The organism is Sphingomonas sp. Marseille-Q8236 (assembly GCF_965112005.1).
Window position 1 is genome coordinate 119,010 of record NZ_CBCOPO010000002.1, and the last position, 18,270, is coordinate 137,279.

General features: G+C 66.1%; 11 protein-coding genes and 2 pseudogenes. 3 read left to right on the forward strand and 10 right to left on the reverse strand.

Annotation, left to right across the window (positions count from 1 at the left end):
* Window positions 1–113: 113 nt before the first annotated feature.
* The 9 genes and pseudogenes from ACWPWT_RS13010 to ACWPWT_RS13050 form a co-directional block, all read right to left on the reverse strand.
* Window positions 114–251, reverse strand: a pseudogene (locus ACWPWT_RS13010) (transposase); the annotation flags it as partial.
* A gap of 76 nt (window positions 252–327) precedes the next feature.
* On the reverse strand, window positions 328–1,113 hold the full coding sequence (gene cobA, locus ACWPWT_RS13015; protein WP_454280969.1) for a uroporphyrinogen-III C-methyltransferase: 786 nt from the start codon (window positions 1,111–1,113) through the stop codon (window positions 328–330).
* Window positions 1,106–3,700 carry a molybdopterin-dependent oxidoreductase gene (locus ACWPWT_RS13020; RefSeq protein ID WP_454280020.1) on the reverse strand — a complete coding sequence of 865 codons (2,595 nt, stop codon included), beginning with the start codon at window positions 3,698–3,700 and terminating at the stop codon, window positions 1,106–1,108. Before ACWPWT_RS13020 ends, cobA begins: the two co-directional genes overlap by 8 nt.
* A gap of 137 nt (window positions 3,701–3,837) precedes the next feature.
* Window positions 3,838–4,170 (reverse strand): annotated as a pseudogene (gene nirD / locus ACWPWT_RS13025) (nitrite reductase small subunit NirD); the annotation flags it as partial.
* Entirely contained in the window at window positions 4,167–6,644 is a 2,478-nt protein-coding gene (nirB, locus tag ACWPWT_RS13030) for a nitrite reductase large subunit NirB (protein WP_454280021.1), read from the reverse strand. The pseudogene nirD and the gene nirB, both read right to left, overlap by 4 nt.
* Window positions 6,644–7,855, reverse strand: a complete 1,212-nt coding sequence (locus ACWPWT_RS13035; protein ID WP_454280022.1) for an alginate export family protein — start codon at window positions 7,853–7,855, stop codon at window positions 6,644–6,646. Before ACWPWT_RS13035 ends, nirB begins: the two co-directional genes overlap by 1 nt.
* Window positions 7,856–7,858: 3 nt before the next feature.
* On the reverse strand, window positions 7,859–9,106 hold the full coding sequence (locus ACWPWT_RS13040) for a nitrate/nitrite transporter (protein WP_454280023.1): 1,248 nt from the start codon (window positions 9,104–9,106) through the stop codon (window positions 7,859–7,861).
* Window positions 9,107–9,473: 367 nt separating this feature from the next.
* Entirely contained in the window at window positions 9,474–10,682 is a 1,209-nt protein-coding gene (locus ACWPWT_RS13045; RefSeq protein WP_454280024.1) for a CmpA/NrtA family ABC transporter substrate-binding protein, read from the reverse strand.
* A complete protein-coding gene (locus ACWPWT_RS13050) occupies window positions 10,679–11,260 on the reverse strand; it encodes an ANTAR domain-containing response regulator (protein WP_454280025.1) in 582 nt (193 codons plus the stop codon). Before ACWPWT_RS13050 ends, ACWPWT_RS13045 begins: the two co-directional genes overlap by 4 nt.
* 190 nt (window positions 11,261–11,450) lie before the next feature.
* On the opposite strand from ACWPWT_RS13050, the gene ACWPWT_RS13055 reads away from it, so the two are divergent.
* The 3 genes from ACWPWT_RS13055 to ACWPWT_RS13065 all read left to right on the forward strand — a co-directional run bounded on the left by ACWPWT_RS13055 (window position 11,451) and on the right by ACWPWT_RS13065 (window position 16,705).
* Window positions 11,451–12,458 carry an arabinan endo-1,5-alpha-L-arabinosidase gene (locus tag ACWPWT_RS13055; protein WP_454280026.1) on the forward strand — a complete coding sequence of 336 codons (1,008 nt, stop codon included), beginning with the start codon at window positions 11,451–11,453 and terminating at the stop codon, window positions 12,456–12,458.
* On the forward strand, window positions 12,455–13,498 hold the full coding sequence (locus tag ACWPWT_RS13060) for a glycoside hydrolase family 43 protein (protein WP_454280027.1): 1,044 nt from the start codon (window positions 12,455–12,457) through the stop codon (window positions 13,496–13,498). Before ACWPWT_RS13055 ends, ACWPWT_RS13060 begins: the two co-directional genes overlap by 4 nt.
* 297 nt (window positions 13,499–13,795) lie before the next feature.
* Window positions 13,796–16,705 carry a TonB-dependent receptor gene (locus tag ACWPWT_RS13065; protein WP_454280028.1) on the forward strand — a complete coding sequence of 970 codons (2,910 nt, stop codon included), beginning with the start codon at window positions 13,796–13,798 and terminating at the stop codon, window positions 16,703–16,705.
* 78 nt (window positions 16,706–16,783) lie between these two features.
* Here ACWPWT_RS13065 and ACWPWT_RS13070 read toward each other — a convergent pair whose 3' ends face one another.
* Window positions 16,784–18,229, reverse strand: coding sequence for a GH1 family beta-glucosidase (locus ACWPWT_RS13070; RefSeq protein ID WP_454280029.1), 1,446 nt, complete (start codon window positions 18,227–18,229; stop codon window positions 16,784–16,786).
* Window positions 18,230–18,270: the final 41 nt, after the last annotated feature.

Consider the following 18,270-nt stretch of genomic DNA (forward strand, 5'->3'; position numbering starts at 1 on the left):
AGTTAGTCTGTCTCGGGTGCCGATTAAGAAGCTGGCCTCGTCGTACAAAGCGACTAAACCCGATCACAGTCATCGATTGCATCCGCCGCCGCGCTGCGCGTGTCTCACGATGTGCGAAGGCCGTTTAACATCTCGGGCCGATCCTGCTCCCGCTGCCCGGCGTCCTTGCGTTGCAGCAGCAGGTACGGCGCGAGCAGCGACCATTCCTCGTCGCTCACGTCTGAGGGATAGGGCTTGCGGCAAATGCTCATCCCATCACGGGTGAATCAGCCAGCTTCTCCTGCCCATGACAGCCTCTAGGCGGTCGGCCAGGGGGGCCATTTCCGGTCAGGACCGGGCACCCAGTTCCTCGACATCACCGATACAGCATGACGCCGGGCCCCGGCGTGCACCAACCGCTTCGCCGATCAACAGCAGCGCAGGGTCCTTCTCGCCGATGGTGCGGGTCAGGAAGCCCAGCGCATCGAGGCGGCCGGTGATGAGCCGCTCGGTGGGCAGCGACACGTTGACCGCGACCATCACCGGGGTTTCGGGCGGCATGCCCGCGATCATGAGTTCGCGCGCGATGGTCGGGGCGGCGGCACGGCCCATATAGACGGCCAGAGTCGCATCCGGCGCCGCCAGCGCCGACCAGTCGAGGTCGAGCGTCTCCCCCTCGCGCCAATGGGCCGTCACCAGCGTCAGTCGCCGGGACAGGCCGCGCAGGGTCAAGGAGATCATGCCCGATGCGGCGGCAGCGCTTGCGGCGGTGATGCCGGGGCAGATGTGCACCACGATCCCGGCGGCGCGGCAGGCGTCGATTTCCTCCGTGGAGCGACCGAAGATCGACGGGTCGCCGCCCTTCAGCCGGACGACGCGCCGGCCGGACAGGGCCGCTGCGACGATCAGGCTGTCGATCGTGCCCTGATCCTTGGAATGACGGCCCGATCGCTTGCCCACGCTCGATCGCTCGGTGCCTTCGGGAATCAGCGCCAGCACGTCCGGTCCGACCAGCGCATCGTAGAAGACGATGTCGGCGGCGCGGATTAGCCGCTCGGCCTTGCGGGTCAGCAGATCGGGGTCGCCGGGGCCCGCGCCGACCAGCCAGACCGAACCGGGCGAGAAATCATCCATGCGCATGAGCAGGCTCCAGGGTTTCGGCGAGCAGCCGGGCGAGGGCGGGGCGGCAGGAGCCGCAATTGGTCCCGGCACCCAGCGCCGCGCCAATCGCGGCTACGTCGGCCAGATGCTGGTCCCGGATCGCGGCGACGATGGTGCGGACGCCAATGTCGAAACAGCTGCAGACGATCGCCCCGCGCTCGACCTGCTGGCCCGGCCCGCGACCGGCAAGCACCGTCGGTGCGACTTCCGCCGCGCTGAGTTGCGCGATCAACCAGTCGCGGCTTGGCAGTTCGCCGCGCTCGGTGACGAACAGGACGGCGGCGAGGCGATCCTGCGCGATCACCGCGACGCGCCGCGAGCCGCGAGCAGGGTCGGTCGCCTCGATCCGCTGGCCTTTGGGAAGGAGCGTCTCCAACGCGACCGGATCGCCATCGCCCGCCATTTCCCACAGCCAGCCGCCGGGCACCGCGATGCGCGTCGCCCATAGGCAGTCGGGCAGATCGGTCGCCTCACCGGCTACGATCGCAAAACCGCGCCAGCGGGTTGCCACGGGCGCGATGCTCGCGGGGGTGCGTTTGAAGCCGGGCTGACCCGAATAGGGGTCGGTCAGCGGTCGAGGGAGCAGGCCGGCGCGGCCGCCGCGCGCGGTCTGATCGGTCCAGTGGATGGGGACGAACAATTCGCCCAGGCGCTGTCCGGCGCTGACCGAAACGCGAAAGAGGCTGTCCCCCTGCGGCGTACCGACGCGGGCGAGGGCTCCATCGATCAGGTTCAGCCGCGCGGCGTCGTCGGGGTGGACTTCGACCAGCGGCTCCTCGCGATGGCGCGCCAGCTTGGGGGCCAGGCCAGTGCGGGTCATCGTGTGCCATTGGTCGCGGTAACGCCCGGTGTTCAGCGTCATCGGCCAATCGCGAAGCGGGGCGGAAACCGGCTTCTGCGCCACGGGCACCAACCGCGCGCGGCCGTCCGGCGTCGGGAAGCGGCCATCGGCGAAGGGCGTGCCGCCCCAGCGGAACGGCTCCATCGCCTCATATTCGGCGTTACCGGCGCTCGACAGGCCGGACAGCGTGAACAGGCGCGCGCCGTCATTCTCATAAGCGGACAGGCGGCAATGCTCGCGCCAGATCTCGGCCGCACGGTCATAGGCGAAGGCGGTCTTCCAGCCCATGCGGCGGCCGACTTCCTTGACGATCCACCAGTCGGGTTTCGCTTCGCCCGGCAGGGGGAACAGCGCGCGTTGTCGGCTGACCGTGCGGTCGCTGTTGGTGACGGTGCCGTCCTTCTCGCCCCATGCGGCGGCGGGCAGGCGGACATGGGCGTGGGTGGAGCTGTCGGTCTGCGCGATCACGTCGCTGACTACGACGAAGGGGCAGGCGGCGAGCGCATCGCGCACCGATCCGGCGTCGGGCATCGAGACGGCGGGGTTGGTCGCCATGATCCATAGCGCCTTGATCCGGCCCTGGCCCAGTTCGCGGAACAGGTCGACGGCCTTCAGCCCCGGCTTGGGCGCGATAGCGGGGGAGGCCCAGAAGCGTTGCACCCGCGCGCGATTCTCCGGCGCGAAGTCCATATGCGCGGCCAGTGTCGATGCCAGCCCGCCGACCTCGCGCCCGCCCATCGCATTGGGCTGTCCAGTGATCGAGAAGGGGGCCGCGCCAGGCTTGCCGATCCGCCCCGTCGCCAGGTGCAGGTTGAGGATCGCGTTCACCTGATCGGTGCCGGTGGTCGACTGGTTGATTCCCTGGCTGAACAGCGTGACGGTGCGCGGGGTGGCGGTGAACCATTCGTAGAAGCGGCGAAGGTCGGCGGGCGCCACGTCGCAGGTCCCGGCGACCGACCACAAGTCGCTGCCATTCTCCAGTGTCGCCCAGAAATCCTCGGGCACCACGACCGAGGCGGCGAGAAACGCCTCGTCCACCGCGCCCGCGGCGCGTGCCCAGGCCAGCGCGCCGTTCATCAGCGCGATGTCGCTGCCCGGTCGGATCGCCAGGTGCAGGTCCGCCTGTTCGGCCGTTTCGGTACGGCGCGGATCGATGACGACAAGCTTCGCGCCGGCATCGCAACGCGCCCGGATGCGCTGATAGACGATCGGGTGGCACCAGGCGGTGTTGCTGCCGACCAGCACGATCAGGTCGGCGGCGTCAATATCGTCATAGGTGGCGGGTACGATATCCTCGCCAAAGGCGCGGGTATGGCCGGCGACCGCGCTCGACATGCACAGGCGCGAATTGGTGTCGATATTGGCCGAGCCGATGAACCCCTTCATCAGCTTGTTGGCGACATAGTAATCCTCGGTCAGCAACTGGCCGGAGACGTAGAAGGCGACGCTGTCGGGCCCATGCTGCGCGATGGTGTCGCGAAAGCGTTTCGCGACGAGGTCGAGCGCCTTGTCCCAGGAGGCGCGGCGCTTGCCGATCATGGGGTGGAGCAGGCGGCCTTCGAGGCCGACCGTTTCGCCCAGATGCGTGCCCTTCGAGCAGAGCTTGCCGCGATTGGCAGGATGGTCGGGATCGCCTTGGATCCGCACCTGCCGTTCGCCGGTGACGGTCGCCGCGATGCCGCAGCCGACGCCGCAATAGGCGCAGGTGGTGCGGATCATAAGCCCTCTCCCCCACGGGGAGAGGGTTGGGTGAGGGGCAGGGGCCTCGCAGAGGGGGCGGTCTCGGTGAGACACCCGCCCCCCCCCCCCCCCCCCCCCCCCCGGGGGGGGGGGGGGGGGGTTTTTCCCTCCCCCCCCGCCGCCTTCAGCGTGCTGGCACGGCAGATCAGTACGCGCCCGCCACTGATCTTCACCGGTACCACCGGCGTGCAGCCCTTGTCCTCGCCCAGCGCCTCGCCGGTGGTCAGGCTGATCCGCCAATTGTGCAGCGGACAGGCCACCGCACCGCCATGGACGATGCCCTGGCTCAACCGGCCATGCTTGTGCGGACAACGGTCGAGCAGCGCGAAGACCTTGTTCTCGCCGGTACGGAAGACGGCGATGTCGTGACCGCCCTCGACCTGGACCGTGCGGGCGCCGCGCACCGGGATTTCGCTCACCCAGCCGATGTCCAGCCATTCGCCAATCATGCCAATTCCTCCTGCGGGGTGAAGCGCGCCATGGGTGCGTGCATTTCGCGATCGGCCCCGGCGGCCCGCGCCGCCCAGGGGTCGTCCTGCATGAATTGCTGCGAATAGAAGAAGCGGCGCGCGAGCTCGGCGCGCTCGTCCGCGTCGGGCAGCAGTCGCGACTGGATATAGGCGAGGCCCACACGCTCGATCCACGGCGCGGTCCGCTCCAGATAGCGGGCTTCCTCGCGGTAGAGCTGGATGAAGGCGGCGCACATCTCCATCGCCTCGGCTTCGGTCGCCACCTTGCAGAGCAGGTCGGTGGCGCGGACCTTGATCCCGCCATTGCCGCCGACATGAAGTTCGTAGCCCGAGTCGACGCAGACCACGCCGAAGTCCTTGATCGTCGCCTCGGCGCAGTTGCGCGGGCAGCCCGACACCGCGATCTTGAACTTGTGCGGCATCCACGAGCCCCAGGTCGCCCGCTCCAGCTTGACGCCCAGCCCGGTCGAATCCTGCGTGCCGAAGCGGCACCATTCGGAGCCGACGCACGTCTTCACGGTGCGCAGCGACTTGCCATAGGCATGGCCGGAGACCATGCCCGCCGCGTTCAGATCGGCCCAGACGGCGGGCAGATCCTCCTTCTTGATGCCGAAAATGTCGAGCCGCTGGCCGCCGGTCACCTTGACCATCGGCGCGTTGAACTTCTCGACCACATCGGCGATCGCGCGCAATTCCGTGGGGCTGGTGATCCCGCCCCACATGCGCGGCACGACCGAATAGGTGCCGTCCTTCTGGATGTTGGCGTGCATCCGTTCGTTGACGAAGCGGCTCTGCTGGTCGTCGACATATTCGCCGGGCAGCGCGCACAGCAGATAATAGTTGAGCGCCGGGCGACACGACGAACAGCCGTCCGGCGTCGACCAGTGCAGCTTCTGCATCACTTCGGGGATCGCGCGCATCCCCTGCGCGACGATCTCGCGACGGACATCGTCATGACCGAAGCTGGTGCATTTGCACATGGTCTTCGGCCCGGCCTCCACCTCGTCGCCGAGGGTGAGTGCGAGCAACGTCTCGACCAGCCCGGTGCACGAGCCGCAGCTTGCCGATGCCTTGCAGGTGGCGCGCACCGCGTCGAGGCTATGTGCCCCCTTGGCGATGCACGACACGACCTGGCCCTTGGTGACGCCGTTGCAGCCGCAAATCTCCGCCGTGTCGGAGAGCGCCGCAACGGCGGCCTTAGGGTCCGCTTGCCCCCCTCCCGAGGCGAAGGTCTGGCCGAAGATCAAGGCGTCGCGAATGTCGCCGACGCTCTCGCCCTTTTTGAGCAGGTCGAAATACCAGTTGCCGTCGGCGGTGTCGCCGTACAGAACCGCGCCGACGATCCGGTCGTCCTTGACCACGACGCGCTTGTAAATGCCGCGGCTCGCGTCGCGCAGCACGATGTCCTCCGCGCCGTCGCCGCCGCTGAAATCACCCGCCGAGAAGACGTCGAGTCCGGCGACCTTCAGCTTGGTCGCAGTCGCGGTGGGGCGATAGCCCGAAGGCGTGCCGGTCAGCGCATCGGCGAGGCTACGGCACATGTCCCAGAGCGGCGCGACCAGGCCGTAGACCTGCCCGTCATGCTCGACGCATTCGCCGACCGCCAGGATGCGCGGATCGGAGGTGACCATATGGTCGTCCACCTTGATCCCGCGCCCGACCTCCAGCCCGGCGGCGCGGGCCAGCGCGACGCAGGGGCGGATGCCGACCGCCATCACCACCAGGTCGGCGGAAATCTCGCGCCCGTCCTTCAGGCGGATTGCCTCGACCTTGCCGTCGCCGACGATCTCGGCGGTATCGGCGCCGCACAACACGGTCTGGCCGCGCGCCTCCAGCGCCTGCTTCAGCAGCCAGCCCGCCGCCTCGTCCAGCTGCCGTTCCATCAGCGTCGGCATCAGATGGAGCACGGTGACCGTCATGCCCCGCAGACTCAGCCCGTGTGCGGCCTCAAGGCCCAGCAGGCCGCCGCCGATCACCACGGCGCTGCCGCCCCGCTCGGCGGCGGCGAGCATGTGCTCGACATCCTTCATGTCGCGGAAGCTGATGACGCCGGGCAGGTCGTGGCCGGGGACGGGGATGATGAACGGATCGGAGCCGGTTGCGATCAGCACCCGGTCATAGTCCAGCACCATGCCGCTCTTCGCGGTCACGGTCCGCGCCTCGCGGTCGATCGCGGTGACGGGATCGCCGCTGACCAGGGTGATGCCGTTATCGGCATACCAGTCGAGCCCGTTGATCACGATCTCGTCGAACGTCTTTTCTCCCGCCAGCACCGGCGACAGCATGATCCGGTTATAGTTCACCAGCGGCTCGGCGCCGAAGATGGTGACGCGATAACGGCTGGGATCACGGGCCAGCAATTCCTCGACCGCACGGCACCCGGCCATGCCGTTGCCGATTACGATGAGGTGCTCGCGGGTATCGGTCGCCGCGACGACGGGGGTGTGTTCCATCAGATGGTCCAGTCCAGTTGGAGCCAGAGTTTGTGGGTATCCGCGCCGAACCGATCCGCCTGATAATCGGCGTAGCGCAGCGAGGCGGTGGTGCGGCCGAGCTTGCCTTGCGCCAGCAGGTCGATCTCGTTGCCGTAATGGCGGACCAGCCGGTCGCTCTCGAACCGGTGCCAGATGGCGGAGAGGCTGACCGCCTTGACCGCGCCGACCTGTTTCCAGCCCCAGCCGGTGCTGGCATAGAGATCGCGGATGCCGTCGGGCGGGGTAGTGGTGAACTTGTCGGCCCAGCCCTGGAACTTGAAGATCGAGGACAAAGGCGTCTGGAAGCTGGTCAGCGCCTGGCCCTTATCGGCACCCAGCACCTCGTAACCGCCGCCCAGGCGCGGGCCGTTCAGATCGAGCGCCACATCGGCCAGCCAGTAATCGGCCGAATAGCTATTGGGATTGCGGTGATAGTCCGACTGGCGCGCCCAGCTGGCCTGATAGGCGAGCGTGGCTTTGCCGATCGGCCGCGTGCCGGCCAGGCGCGTGCCATAGGTCTGGCTGGACAGGCGAAAGCCCTGCACCGCGGCCTCGTCCTCGTCGATCAGATAGGCAAAGCCGGTCAGCGTGCCGATCGGCGAGGCCCAACCGAGATTGGCGAGCACCGTGTTGCCGCCGACCGAGCGGGGACGGATGCCGTTGCCATCGATGCCCCAGACGGTGCGGACGCCCCAGACATAGCTGACATCCGCCTTCACGCCCTTCACCGGGACCAGTTCGGCACGCACCGCGTCGAAGGTCTGACCATTGTTGCGGATCGCAGCCTGACCAACGAAGCGTTCGTCATCCAGTGCGATACGCTGGCGCCCCACGGTCAGGGTCAAGGGCGCCGACTTGTACTGCACCTGTGCGCGGTACAGGCCGATGCTCTGCGGATCGCCGATCAGCGGGCGGTTGGGATTGGGGTGAACGCCATCGAAATAGTCGGGGACGATGGCCAGGTTGCCCTGCGCCTCCGCCAGGGCCGACCATGCGCCGGAGGTCGCGACCACCCCGGTCCGGATGCGGGCGGTGACCGCATCCGATGTCTGGGGAAGACCGTCCTGATCGACCTGCTCCCACCGCAACCGCGCTTCGGCCAGCGGCTTCAGCGTGACCGTCTGCGCGGCGGCGGGCGCCGCCACGAGAATGGAGGCCGACAGCAGGAGAGGGGAGGAAAAGGCGCGCATGGTTCAGATCCGCACCGTTCCGGCGGTCGCCCAATCGCGCCGCCAACGGGCCTTCACCAGCGTCAGTCCAGTGACTGCCAGGATACCGAGCGCCGCGAAGATCAGGAAGCCGGGCGAGAAGCTGCCCGTCCACTGCTTGGCGAAGCCCAGCGAGGAGGCGAGGTAGAAGCCGCCGATGCCGCCCGCCATGCCGACCAGGCCGGTCATCACGCCGATCTCGGCCGCGAAACGCTGCGGCACCAGCTGGAACACCGCGCCGTTGCCGACACCCAGCGCCAGCATCGACAGGACGAACAGCGCCAGCGAGGCGGTGAAGCCGTCGACCAGCGATACGCCGGTCAGGGTTGCGGCGGCGACCAGGAATACCGCGGTCAGCGCCTTCACGCCGCCGATCGCATCGGCGAGCGCGCCGCCCATCGGCCGCACCAGCGAGCCGGCGAAGACGCAGGCGGCGGTGGCGTAACCCGCCTGGATCGGGGTCAGGCCGAACCGGTCGGTGAAATAGATGGGCAGGCTGGCCGCGAGCCCGACGAACCCGCCGAAGGTGACGGCATAGAAGCCCATCAGCCACCAGGCATCGGCCTGCTTCAAGGGCGCGAGATATTCGACGAAACGGCGCGGCGGCGGTGCACCCGGTGCATCCTTTGCCATCACCATATAGGCGATGAAGACAAGGCTCAGCGGGATGCAGGCCAGACCCAGCACCGCGTTCCAGCCGAAGAGCTTGGCGAGCGCGGGAGCGAAGAGCGCGGCGAGCACCGTGCCCGAATTGCCCATGCCCGCCAGACCCATCGCCTTGCCCTGATGCTCGGGCGGATACCAGCGGCTGGCAAGCGGCAGCGCGATGGCGAAGCTGGCGCCCGCAAAGCCGAGGATCACGCCCAGCGCCAGCGTACCGCCGAAGCTGTTCACGCCCAGCACCCAGGCCGAGAACAGCCCCGCGATCACGATGATCTGGCTGATCGCGCCCGCCCGCTTCGGCCCGATACGGTCGACCAGCAGACCGTTGACCACGCGCAGGATCGCACCCGCCAGCGTCGGCACCGCAACCATCACGCCCTTTTGCGCCGGGGTGAGGGCCAAGCTCGTCGCGATCTGCGGCGCGAGCGGCCCGAGCAGCACCCAGACCATGAAGGCCAGATCGAAATAGAGAAACGCCGCGATCAGGGTCGGCGTATGCCCGCTCGACCAGAAGCCACCGTCATCGGCGGCCTTTTCCTTTTTGCTGCCGTCCCAGAATGCTGTCGCCATTGTGCTACCCCCGATCCAAGCCCAAACGGAAAAAGCCGCCAGGACGTGGACCCGTAGGTCACATCCTGGCGGCTTCGTTGCCTCCAAGCGAAACGCGGGATGATCCCGCTTCCGCCAGCGCGCTACCCCGTCGTTGGAGCGGCGATCGCTGCTATCTCGTGCCCGACTCCATTGTCGGACGGATCGGAAATTGCCTGATTCGCCTTATCAACGCAAGAGGCTTTCGCAATCGCAGCAAAAACACTCATTCTTCCCCTGTAAGGCGACGTGGCGCGCGCAGCGCGTCGGAGGGGTGTCACCCTATCGAGAGCGGGACACCCCTCCGTCAGGGCTCCGCCCTGCCACCTCCCCTTACAGGGGAGGAATTTCAAGGCAATTGCGCGAGATACCCTGGAATATCGTCTGGATCGAAGGCCCGCCCGTCGAAGAAGCGGTCGCTTCCCAAGACGAGCCGGCCTTGCGTCGAGCCCGCGCCGATCGGCTCGACCAACGCGCCCTCCAGTTTGGAACTGGCGCCGGGCAACGGCGCGCCCGAGCCCGCCAGCGCGGCGCGGTACAGGTCGGGGCGGAACACTCCCTGCGCAGTCGCGGCGTCTTCGGGTGAGAAGGGCAGGCCCCAGCGCACCATTTGCGCGTAAAGCCAACCTGCTTGGCTGCGCCACGGAAAATTCGCTGCTTCGCGATACTGGAACATGAAGTCGGGATAGTGGATCGGCTCGCCACCGGGGACGAGGCGAATGCGATCGGTGATCGCGCGCAGGATCGCATCGACCGGTGCGTCCAGATATTCCGGCCGCGCGAGGATGGTGGCACTGTCCTCCACGGTCGCCGGATCAACGAAATGCGCCGCCGCCGCATGAAGCGCACGGATCAGCCGCAGCACGCCGTCGCGTCGCTCCTCTGCCCGGTCGCCGCGCAGGGCGAGCACCTTTTCCACCCCGCGCCGCCAGATTTGCGCGGTGGCGAGCGCGATCCGGCCGACGCCGCGATCGACCGCGATCGAGTTCCACGGCTCGCCGACACAGATGCCGTCCACCTCGCCCGCCGCCAGCGCATCGGCGGCGAAGGGAGGGCTGGTGACGATGATCTCGACGTCGCTGTCCGGGCGGATGCCGACTCCGGCCAGCCAATAGCGGAGCATATAGTTATGGCTGGAATGGCGATGCACCACGCCGAACCGCAGCGGCCGGCCTGCCGCACGCCGTTGTTCCGCCACCCGCGCCAGTGCGGCCCCGACCGCGATCGGATCGCCCAGGGCCTCGCCCAGGCCCACCGCCTCGCCCAGCGCGATCGAAAAGGTAATGGCATTGCCGTTCAGTCCCAGCACGAACGGCACCGCCATCGGCACCGCCGGCCGATCGCGGCCCAGTGCGGTCGAAATGGCGAGCGGCGCGACCAGATGCGCGGCATCGGTATGGCCATAGAGCAAACGGTCGCGCACCGCCGCCCAGGTCACGTCGCGGACCAACTGGACCTCGATACCCTCGGCCTCGGCAAAGCCCCGTTCGCGCGCCAGGATGGGAAGGGCGGCATCGACCAGCGGCAGGAAGCCGATGCGGAACATGTCGAGGCTCATGGCAAATCTCCCATCAGCTGCTCGCTGGTCACGATCGCTTCCGCCACGTCGGCGATGCGGCGATTGCTGGTCATGGCATGGCTGCGCAACAACGCATAAGCGGCGGGTTCGGCAAGGCTCCGGCGGCGCATCAGGATCGCCTTGGCCCGGTCGATCACCTGCCGGTCGGCCAGCGCGGTCTTCGCTTCGGCCAACTCGGCCTGAAGCCGGGAAAAGGCCTGGAAACGGCGCACCGCCAGATCGAGGATCGGCTTGATCCGCTGCTTGGCGAGGCCATCGACGACATAGGCGGACACGCCCGCATCGACCGCCGCCATGGTTGCCTCGGCATCGGACTGGTCCACGAACATCGCGATCGGCCGGTCGAGCGCGCGCGACATGGTGAAGAAATCCTCCAGCACGTCGCGACTGGGGTTTTCGAGGTTGATCAGCACGACCTCGGGCGCGGCGCGCTCGACCTGCGCGGCAAGGGCCCCGGCGGGATCGATCACCACCAGATCGGTCAGCCCCGCCTCGCGCAAGCCATCAGAAATGATCGCGGCGCGCGTGCTGCTGGTATCGATGATGGCGATCCGCATGGCCGCTTGATGCCGTGTCATCCCGCGCTCGACAAGAGGATGCCGAACGACAAAGCAGCTTGCCTTGGCATATGTCCGACTATAGTCGGGTAGGGTACCGGATCGACGCCGTGCGATCTCAATGACATGGACATAAGAGAGGACGCCGCCGCGCATGCGCCAATTGGGCCGATCCAGGAGCCTGTGTGTCATGCGCCTGATGCTCTTGACCGGTGCGCTGGTCCTGGCGGGACAGACGCTGCGATCCGCACCGCGCGACCTGACACTGTCGGGCGACATCGTGCCCGCGCACGACCCCGTCCTGATCCGAGAGGGGCGCGTCTATTACTCCTACTCGACCGGGCAGCGCGGTCGCGGGCCGCTGGCGGCGAGGATGTCGCGGGACCTGCGGCGCTGGACGCCATTACCCTCTCCCCTGACCGCTATTCCCGATTGGGCGCTGGCGGCGGTGCCGGGCGCGAAGGATATGTGGGCGCCCGACATCGCGCGGGTCGGCGGGCGCTATCGGCTTTATTACTCGGTCTCCGGCTTCGGCAAGCAGCGTTCGGTGATCGGTCTGGCGACCGCTGCGACCCTCGATCCGGCGCGCCCCGATCATGGCTGGCGTGACGAGGGACCGGTGATCGCCTCGCAGGAGGGGGACGACTATAATGCGATCGACCCCGCCTTTGCCCGCGATCGGCAGGGGGGCGAGTGGCTCGCCTTTGGCAGCTTCTGGAGTGGGATTCAGTTGGTTCGGCTCGATCCGAAGACGGGAAAGCCCGCGCGTGACGCCAAGCCCGCGATGATCGCGCGGCGTATGCCGGGGCAGGGCGTGAATGCGATCGAGGCGCCGTTCATCATCGATCATGGCGGCTGGTACTGGCTGATCGTCTCCTTCGACTTTTGCTGCCGGGGAACGAAGAGCAGTTACCATCTGCGGATCGGTCGCGCGCGATCGATCGAGGGGCCGTATCTCGACCGATCGGGGCGCGCCATGCGGGAGGGCGGCGGCACCGTGTTGCTCCAGGCCGATGCCGAGGGGCGCGACCGGTTTCGCGGGCCGGGCCATGCCGGCGTGCTGCATGACCGGGACGGCCGCGATTACCTGATCCACCATGCCTATGACGCGGCGGCCAAGGGGGCCTCGACGCTGCGGATCGCCCGGCTTCGCTGGGACGAAAGCGGTTGGCCCATCGTAGAGAAGGAGACGCCATGACCAAGATCGAGTTGACCCGTCGTGCCCTGGTGGCGGGTGGTGTGGCGCTGGCCGCGGCGCCCGCATGGAGCCGGAAGTCGAAGAACGGCCTGGCCGAGCGGGTGACGAACCCGCTGGTCCGGCAACGCGCCGATACGCAAATCGCGCTTCAGGCGGACGGGCTCTATACCTTCATGGCCTCGGTCCCCGAATATGACCGGGTGATCCTGCGCCGAGCCAGGACCATCAGCGGTCTGGCCACCGCGCCGGAAACGGTGCTGTGGCGGCGGCCCGCATCGGGCAGGATGGCGGGCCATATCTGGGCACCCGAAATCCACCAGATCGATGGCCGCTGGTATGTTTATGTCGCGGCGGGCAATGGCGGCGATGTCTTTCATATCCGCACCTATGTGCTGCAATGCGACGGGGCCGATCCGGTAACGGGCAAATGGTCGCTGTTGGGTCAGTTGGAGACGCCGTGGGACACGTTCACGCTCGACTCCACGACCTTCGTGCATCGTGGCACCCGGTATCTGGCCTGGGCGCAGAAGGAACCGGGGATCGACACCAACTCCAACCTCTATCTCGCGCCGCTCGCCACCCCGACGACCCCTGCGGCGCGTCCCGTCCGGCTGACCGTGCCGACGCTGCCCTGGGAGGTCCAAGGGTTCAAGGTCGCGGAGGGGCCCGCGCCGCTGATCCGCAACGGCCGCATCTTCATGACCTATTCGGCGAGCGCGACCGATGCGCGTTACTGCATGGGCATGCTGACCGCGCGCGATGATGCCGATCTGATGGACCCCGCCGCCTGGACCAAGTCGCCCGAACCGGTGTTCCGCACCGATGCCGCGCGGCATATTTATGGCCCGGGCCATAACAGCTTCACGGTCGACCGGGCGGGCAGGGACGTGCTGGTCTATCACGCCCGCGATTATGAGCGGATCACCGGCGATCCGCTCTACGATCCCAATCGCGATACGCGGGTTCAGCGATTCGGCTATCGCGCTGATGGCACGCCGGAATTCGGGCGGCCCGTCGCCAATGGCCCCATCTTGATCTAGATCGTCAGGTCCGGGGGCATGGCCCCCGGCCTACCATGTCGCTTTGCTAAAAAGACCGACAAGAGGCGACAAGTGTCGTCGCCGTGGAAGCAGATTCTAAATTCTCCAAATACAATATCTTAGCACATTGATTGCGCTAACATTACTGCAGCTGCGAACTTCATTGGTGTGACCGAAAATCCACGAAGTGAAGTCTGTCTCATTATTTTGTCATGCATGGCTTGACCGAATGAGGGGATAGTCTGACAAATGCCCCCAAGAGGTACCGAAAGTTCGGACCATATGAGGGGAGTTTTGATGAGGCATCACGTCCTGTTGCTGTCGGTTGCGCCGTTGGCGCTGATCGCCGCGCCCGCTTCGGCCCAGACCGGCAACGCTGCCAGCACCACACAGACGGCCGATCCCAATGCGCCGATCGAAGCGCAGACGCAGGTGGGAATCCAGCAGGATGTACAGGAAGTTCCGGATCGTAGCCCGGTCCAGTCCTCGACCACCGGCCTGGATGACGAGCAGGCCGACCCGCGCGACATCGTCGTCACCGGCTACCGCGCCAGCCTGGGCAGCGCGCAGGCGATCAAGCGTAACTCGGATGCGATCCTCGACGCCATCGTTGCGCAGGACATCGGCAAATTGCCCGACAATACGGCGGCGGAGTCGCTCGCGCGCGTGACCGGCATCCAGGTCAACCGGTACAGCGACGAAGTGACTCAGGTGCTAGTGCGCGGTCTGCCGGACGTGGCGACGACCTTCAATGGTCGCGACATCTTCACTGCCGAGAATCGCCGCGCCGCGCTTCAGGATTTCCCGGCGGGCGCACTTGCGGGTCTGGAAGTCAATAAGTCGGGCACCGCCGATCTGCTGGAACCCGGTCTGGCGGGTCTGATCAACGTGCGTTCGCGCCGCCCCTTCGATTTCGAAAAGGGCCTGACCGTCGCGGGCGGTATTCGCGGCACCTATAACGACCAGTCGAAGAAGTTCGACCCGCTGGGCAATCTGCTCATCAGCCAGCGGGCGGATACGGCAATTGGCGAGATCGGCTGGTTGATCAACGCCGCCTATACCCAGGCGCAATATCGCAACGCGGTCCGCTGGGCCGATGGCTATGTGACCAGCCCCAGCGCCAATTCGACGATCAGCCCCGCTTCGGCCGGTCGCGGCTGGCAGATCCCGGTCAATGTGGGCGTCTTTAACGACAGCGGCAAGCGTTGGCGCCCGGCCATCAATGCCAGCGCGCAGTGGCGTCCGGCGCACAATCTCGAAATCTATTATGATTTCCTGTACCAGAGCTATCGCGGCGAGATCGCCAATGACTGGCTGCGCGTGCCGGTCCTCGACGGCGCGCCGAGCTATACCAATGTCGTCCTGCGCGATGGAGAGCCGCGGCAGGTCGATAGCCTGACCAAGACCGGGGGTATCCGGCCCGAGGCGTATCGTAGCACGGCGAGCGCCTATACCAACACGTATCAGGTGGCGGGCGGAGCTAAATGGGATTTGGGCCCGGCCCATTTCTCGACCGACCTGGCTTATACCACGTCGGAATATGGCAGCGACGAATGGAGTTTCGACAGCGCCTTCTCGCGCGCGCCGACGGCCGACGTCCGGTTCTTCGTCGACAACGGATCGTCCTTCTCGCTGCCGGGCTTCGATCCGGCCGACCCGAACAACTATATCTGGCGCGGCTATTATGAGCGCACCTATCGCGTCCAGGGCAAGGGCTGGCAGTGGCGCGGCGATTTGGATTTCGAGACCAACCTGTCGCTGTTCCCCAAGCTTCAGATTGGTGTCCGGTGGACCGATCGCGATGCCTCGCTGCGTCAGGGCAATCGCTATGCCTATACCGAATGGCTGGCGATCCCGCTGAACCAGACGCCGACCGGCGACCTGGCGCTGACGCAGAACGCCTTCCGCGGCAATCAGGGCTTCACCAGCTGGCTGATGCCGACGCGGGAGGGGATTGCGGGGAACGCCGCCCAGCTTCGCCAATTCTCCTATGAAGCGTTGCAGAGGATCGTCGCGGGCAATCCGACCGACCAGGGTTATCGCGATGCGTTGAACCGCTTCGCCTCGCCGACGGTCCAGCTCGATCCGCTTTCTACCTTCCTGGCCCGCGAAAAAACCTATGCCTTTTATGGCCAGACCAAATATGAATTCGATATTGGCACCTTCCGCTTCGACGGACTGATCGGTGCGCGCGTGGTCAACACGGTCGGCCGCTATAGCGGCGTGTCGAACGTCACGTTCAACGGCGTGACCCGCGCCGAGCCGCGTAGCGTGAAGGCCAATTATGTCGACATCCTGCCTAATGTCAGCCTGCGCGTGCGTCCGACGGACAAGTTGCAGGTCCGCTTCGGCTTCACGATCACCCGGACGAAGCCGGAATTCGGCCAGCTGAATCCGGCCATCTATATTTCTCAGAACACCGCGACGCCGGTGGCCGACCCCGTGCCGGACACGCGGTTCGGACCTGGGCTTCAGGGGCGTCCCGATGCCTATGGCAATGGCGGCAACCCGGACCTCCAACCACTGACGTCCAAGAACTTCGACGCGACGGTCGAATATTATTTCTCGCCGACGGCTTCGATTACCGCGGCGGCCTTCTACCGCGATCTGAAGGGCTTCATCAGCAACTATACCAACCGGACGCTTGACCCGGTCTATGGTCTGCTGGAAATCACCCGTCCGGAAAATGCGGGCAAGGGGCGGATCAAGGGTTTCGAACTGGGCGCACAGACCTTTCTCGACTTCCTGCCGGGCCTGTGGAGCGGGATCGGCGTCCAGGCCAACACGACCTTTCTGGTCGGCGAACAGCAATATCCCGCCAACGTCTTCCGCAGCGTAGGTGGGGCCACCGAGCCGCCCTTCGTTCGTATTCCGAATCTGTCGCGCTGGACCTATAACGTCGCGCTGTTCTACGAAAAGGGGGACATCTCGACCCGGCTGTCGTTCAACAATCGTGATGCGTTCCTGAACAGCAACTTCGTCAACCCTCAGGGCGTGTATAACGGTGAGGGCACGACCCGCATCCAGCGGCTGGATTTCTCTTTCAACTACAACATTATGAAGGAAGTCACGATCACGTTCGACGCGGCCAATATTCTGGCGCAGCCATTCAACAACTATGCGCAATATGGCGATGGTCTGTCCTATCCACGCGATATCCGCGACGAGGGCCGCTATTACGGCGTGGGGCTGCGCTTCCGCTTCTGATCCCTTTCCGTAATGGGATAAAGAAAGCCCGCCGGTCACCATGGGACCGGCGGGCTTCTTCGTTTCGCTGAGGAATAATCAAACCAGCGCGTTGCGGCGGATCAGTTCCTTATACCATTGCGCGCTCAGCTTCGGAGTGCGCTTCTGGGTGGCATAGTCGACATGGTGCAGGCCGAAGCGCAGGGCATAGCCATCGGCCCATTCGAAATTGTCCATCAGGCTCCACAGGAAATAGCCCTTGAGCGGGTATCCCTCCGCCGCCGCGCGACGAAACTGGCCCAGATAGTTGCGCAGATACATGATCCGGTCACCGTCATCGACCATCCCCTTGTCGTTCAGCACGTCGTCGGCCGAGGTGCCGTTCTCGGATATGTAGATGGCCTTGGGCTTCCACATCTCGCTGACCGCGCGCACGCCCCAATAGGCGGCTTCGGGACCGACATAGAGCCAGGGCGAGGCCATGCGCGGCGAGTGCGCCAGATGGGGCAGGGGCGTATAGCCGCGCGGATCGTCGGGGTTCGCCTTGACGAAGGTCGGGGTGTAGATGTTGAGCGCGACGAAATCGAGCGGGCTGCCGATCGCGGCCATGTCGCCCGCCTGCACCTTGGGCGCATCGGCCCCCGCCGCCGACAGATAGCTGTCGATATATCGGCCTTCCATGACGGCGGTCAGGAACATGGCGTTTTCGTCGCGCATCGCCTTCTTGGTCGCCTCGATATGCTCGGGCGTCTCGATGACGGGCACGAAGATGCTGGCATTGTCCGCGATGCCCACCTCGGTCCCGGCCTTGGCATGGGCGCGGATCGCCTGGACGCCCAGGCCATGGGCGAGGACGCCGTGATGGCGGACCTGGTTCACCTGGCCCTGCGGCAGTTTCAACCCCGGCGCGTGGATGCCGACCATATGCCCTAGATCGGTGAAGCAGCGCAGTTCGTTGACCGTCATGAAGCGGTGCACTCGATCGGACAGCTTGCCGGCCATGAACCCGGCATAATCGGCGAACGCCTTGGCGGTGTCGCGATTCTGCCACCCGCCGGGCAGCGCCTGGGGCAGATCCCAGTGGAACATGGTGACGTTGGGCTGGATACCCGCCGCCAGCAACCCGTCGATCACGCGGTTATAATAATCCAGGCCCTTCTGATTGGGCTTGCCGCGCCCCTCGGGGAAGATGCGCGACCAGGCGATCGACATGCGATACGCCTTGACGCCCAGATTCTGGAGGAGCGCGATGTCGTCCTTGTACCGGTGATAGCTGTCGCAGGCGACGTCGCCGGTGTCGCCATTGGCGACCTTGCCGGGGGTGTGCGAGAAGACGTCCCAGTTGGTCTGCCCGCGACCGTCCTCCTTTACCGCACCCTCGATCTGGTAGGAGGCGGTGGCGCAACCCCAGAGGAAGTCCTTGGGAAAGCTCAAATCCTGTCCTTGAGCGGCGGCGGCCCGAGCGGCGGCCAGGCTGCCTCCGCCCGTGGCGAGCGCGGCACCGCCCATCGCCATGCCGGTCTTCATGAAATTGCGACGGTCCATCTAAAATCCTCTCTGCAAATGATATGGCTTTGTGATTGGAA

Excerpts from the sequence above, each read along its gene's own strand:
- ACWPWT_RS13040 (WP_454280023.1), bottom strand. The coding sequence starts at position 9,106 with ATGGCGACAGCATTCTGGGACGGCAGCAAAAAGGAAAAGGCCGCCGAT.
- ACWPWT_RS13055 (WP_454280026.1), top strand. The coding sequence starts at position 11,451 with ATGCGCCTGATGCTCTTGACCGGTGCGCTGGTCCTGGCGGGACAGACG.
- ACWPWT_RS13070 (WP_454280029.1), bottom strand. The coding sequence starts at position 18,229 with ATGGACCGTCGCAATTTCATGAAGACCGGCATGGCGATGGGCGGTGCC.
- nirB (WP_454280021.1), bottom strand. The coding sequence starts at position 6,644 with ATGGAACACACCCCCGTCGTCGCGGCGACCGATACCCGCGAGCACCTC.
- ACWPWT_RS13035 (WP_454280022.1), bottom strand. The coding sequence starts at position 7,855 with ATGCGCGCCTTTTCCTCCCCTCTCCTGCTGTCGGCCTCCATTCTCGTG.
- ACWPWT_RS13060 (WP_454280027.1), top strand. The coding sequence starts at position 12,455 with ATGACCAAGATCGAGTTGACCCGTCGTGCCCTGGTGGCGGGTGGTGTG.
- ACWPWT_RS13050 (WP_454280025.1), bottom strand. The coding sequence starts at position 11,260 with ATGCGGATCGCCATCATCGATACCAGCAGCACGCGCGCCGCGATCATT.
- cobA (WP_454280969.1), bottom strand. The coding sequence starts at position 1,113 with ATGGATGATTTCTCGCCCGGTTCGGTCTGGCTGGTCGGCGCGGGCCCC.
- ACWPWT_RS13020 (WP_454280020.1), bottom strand. The coding sequence starts at position 3,700 with ATGATCCGCACCACCTGCGCCTATTGCGGCGTCGGCTGCGGCATCGCG.
- ACWPWT_RS13045 (WP_454280024.1), bottom strand. The coding sequence starts at position 10,682 with ATGAGCCTCGACATGTTCCGCATCGGCTTCCTGCCGCTGGTCGATGCC.
- ACWPWT_RS13065 (WP_454280028.1), top strand. The coding sequence starts at position 13,796 with ATGAGGCATCACGTCCTGTTGCTGTCGGTTGCGCCGTTGGCGCTGATC.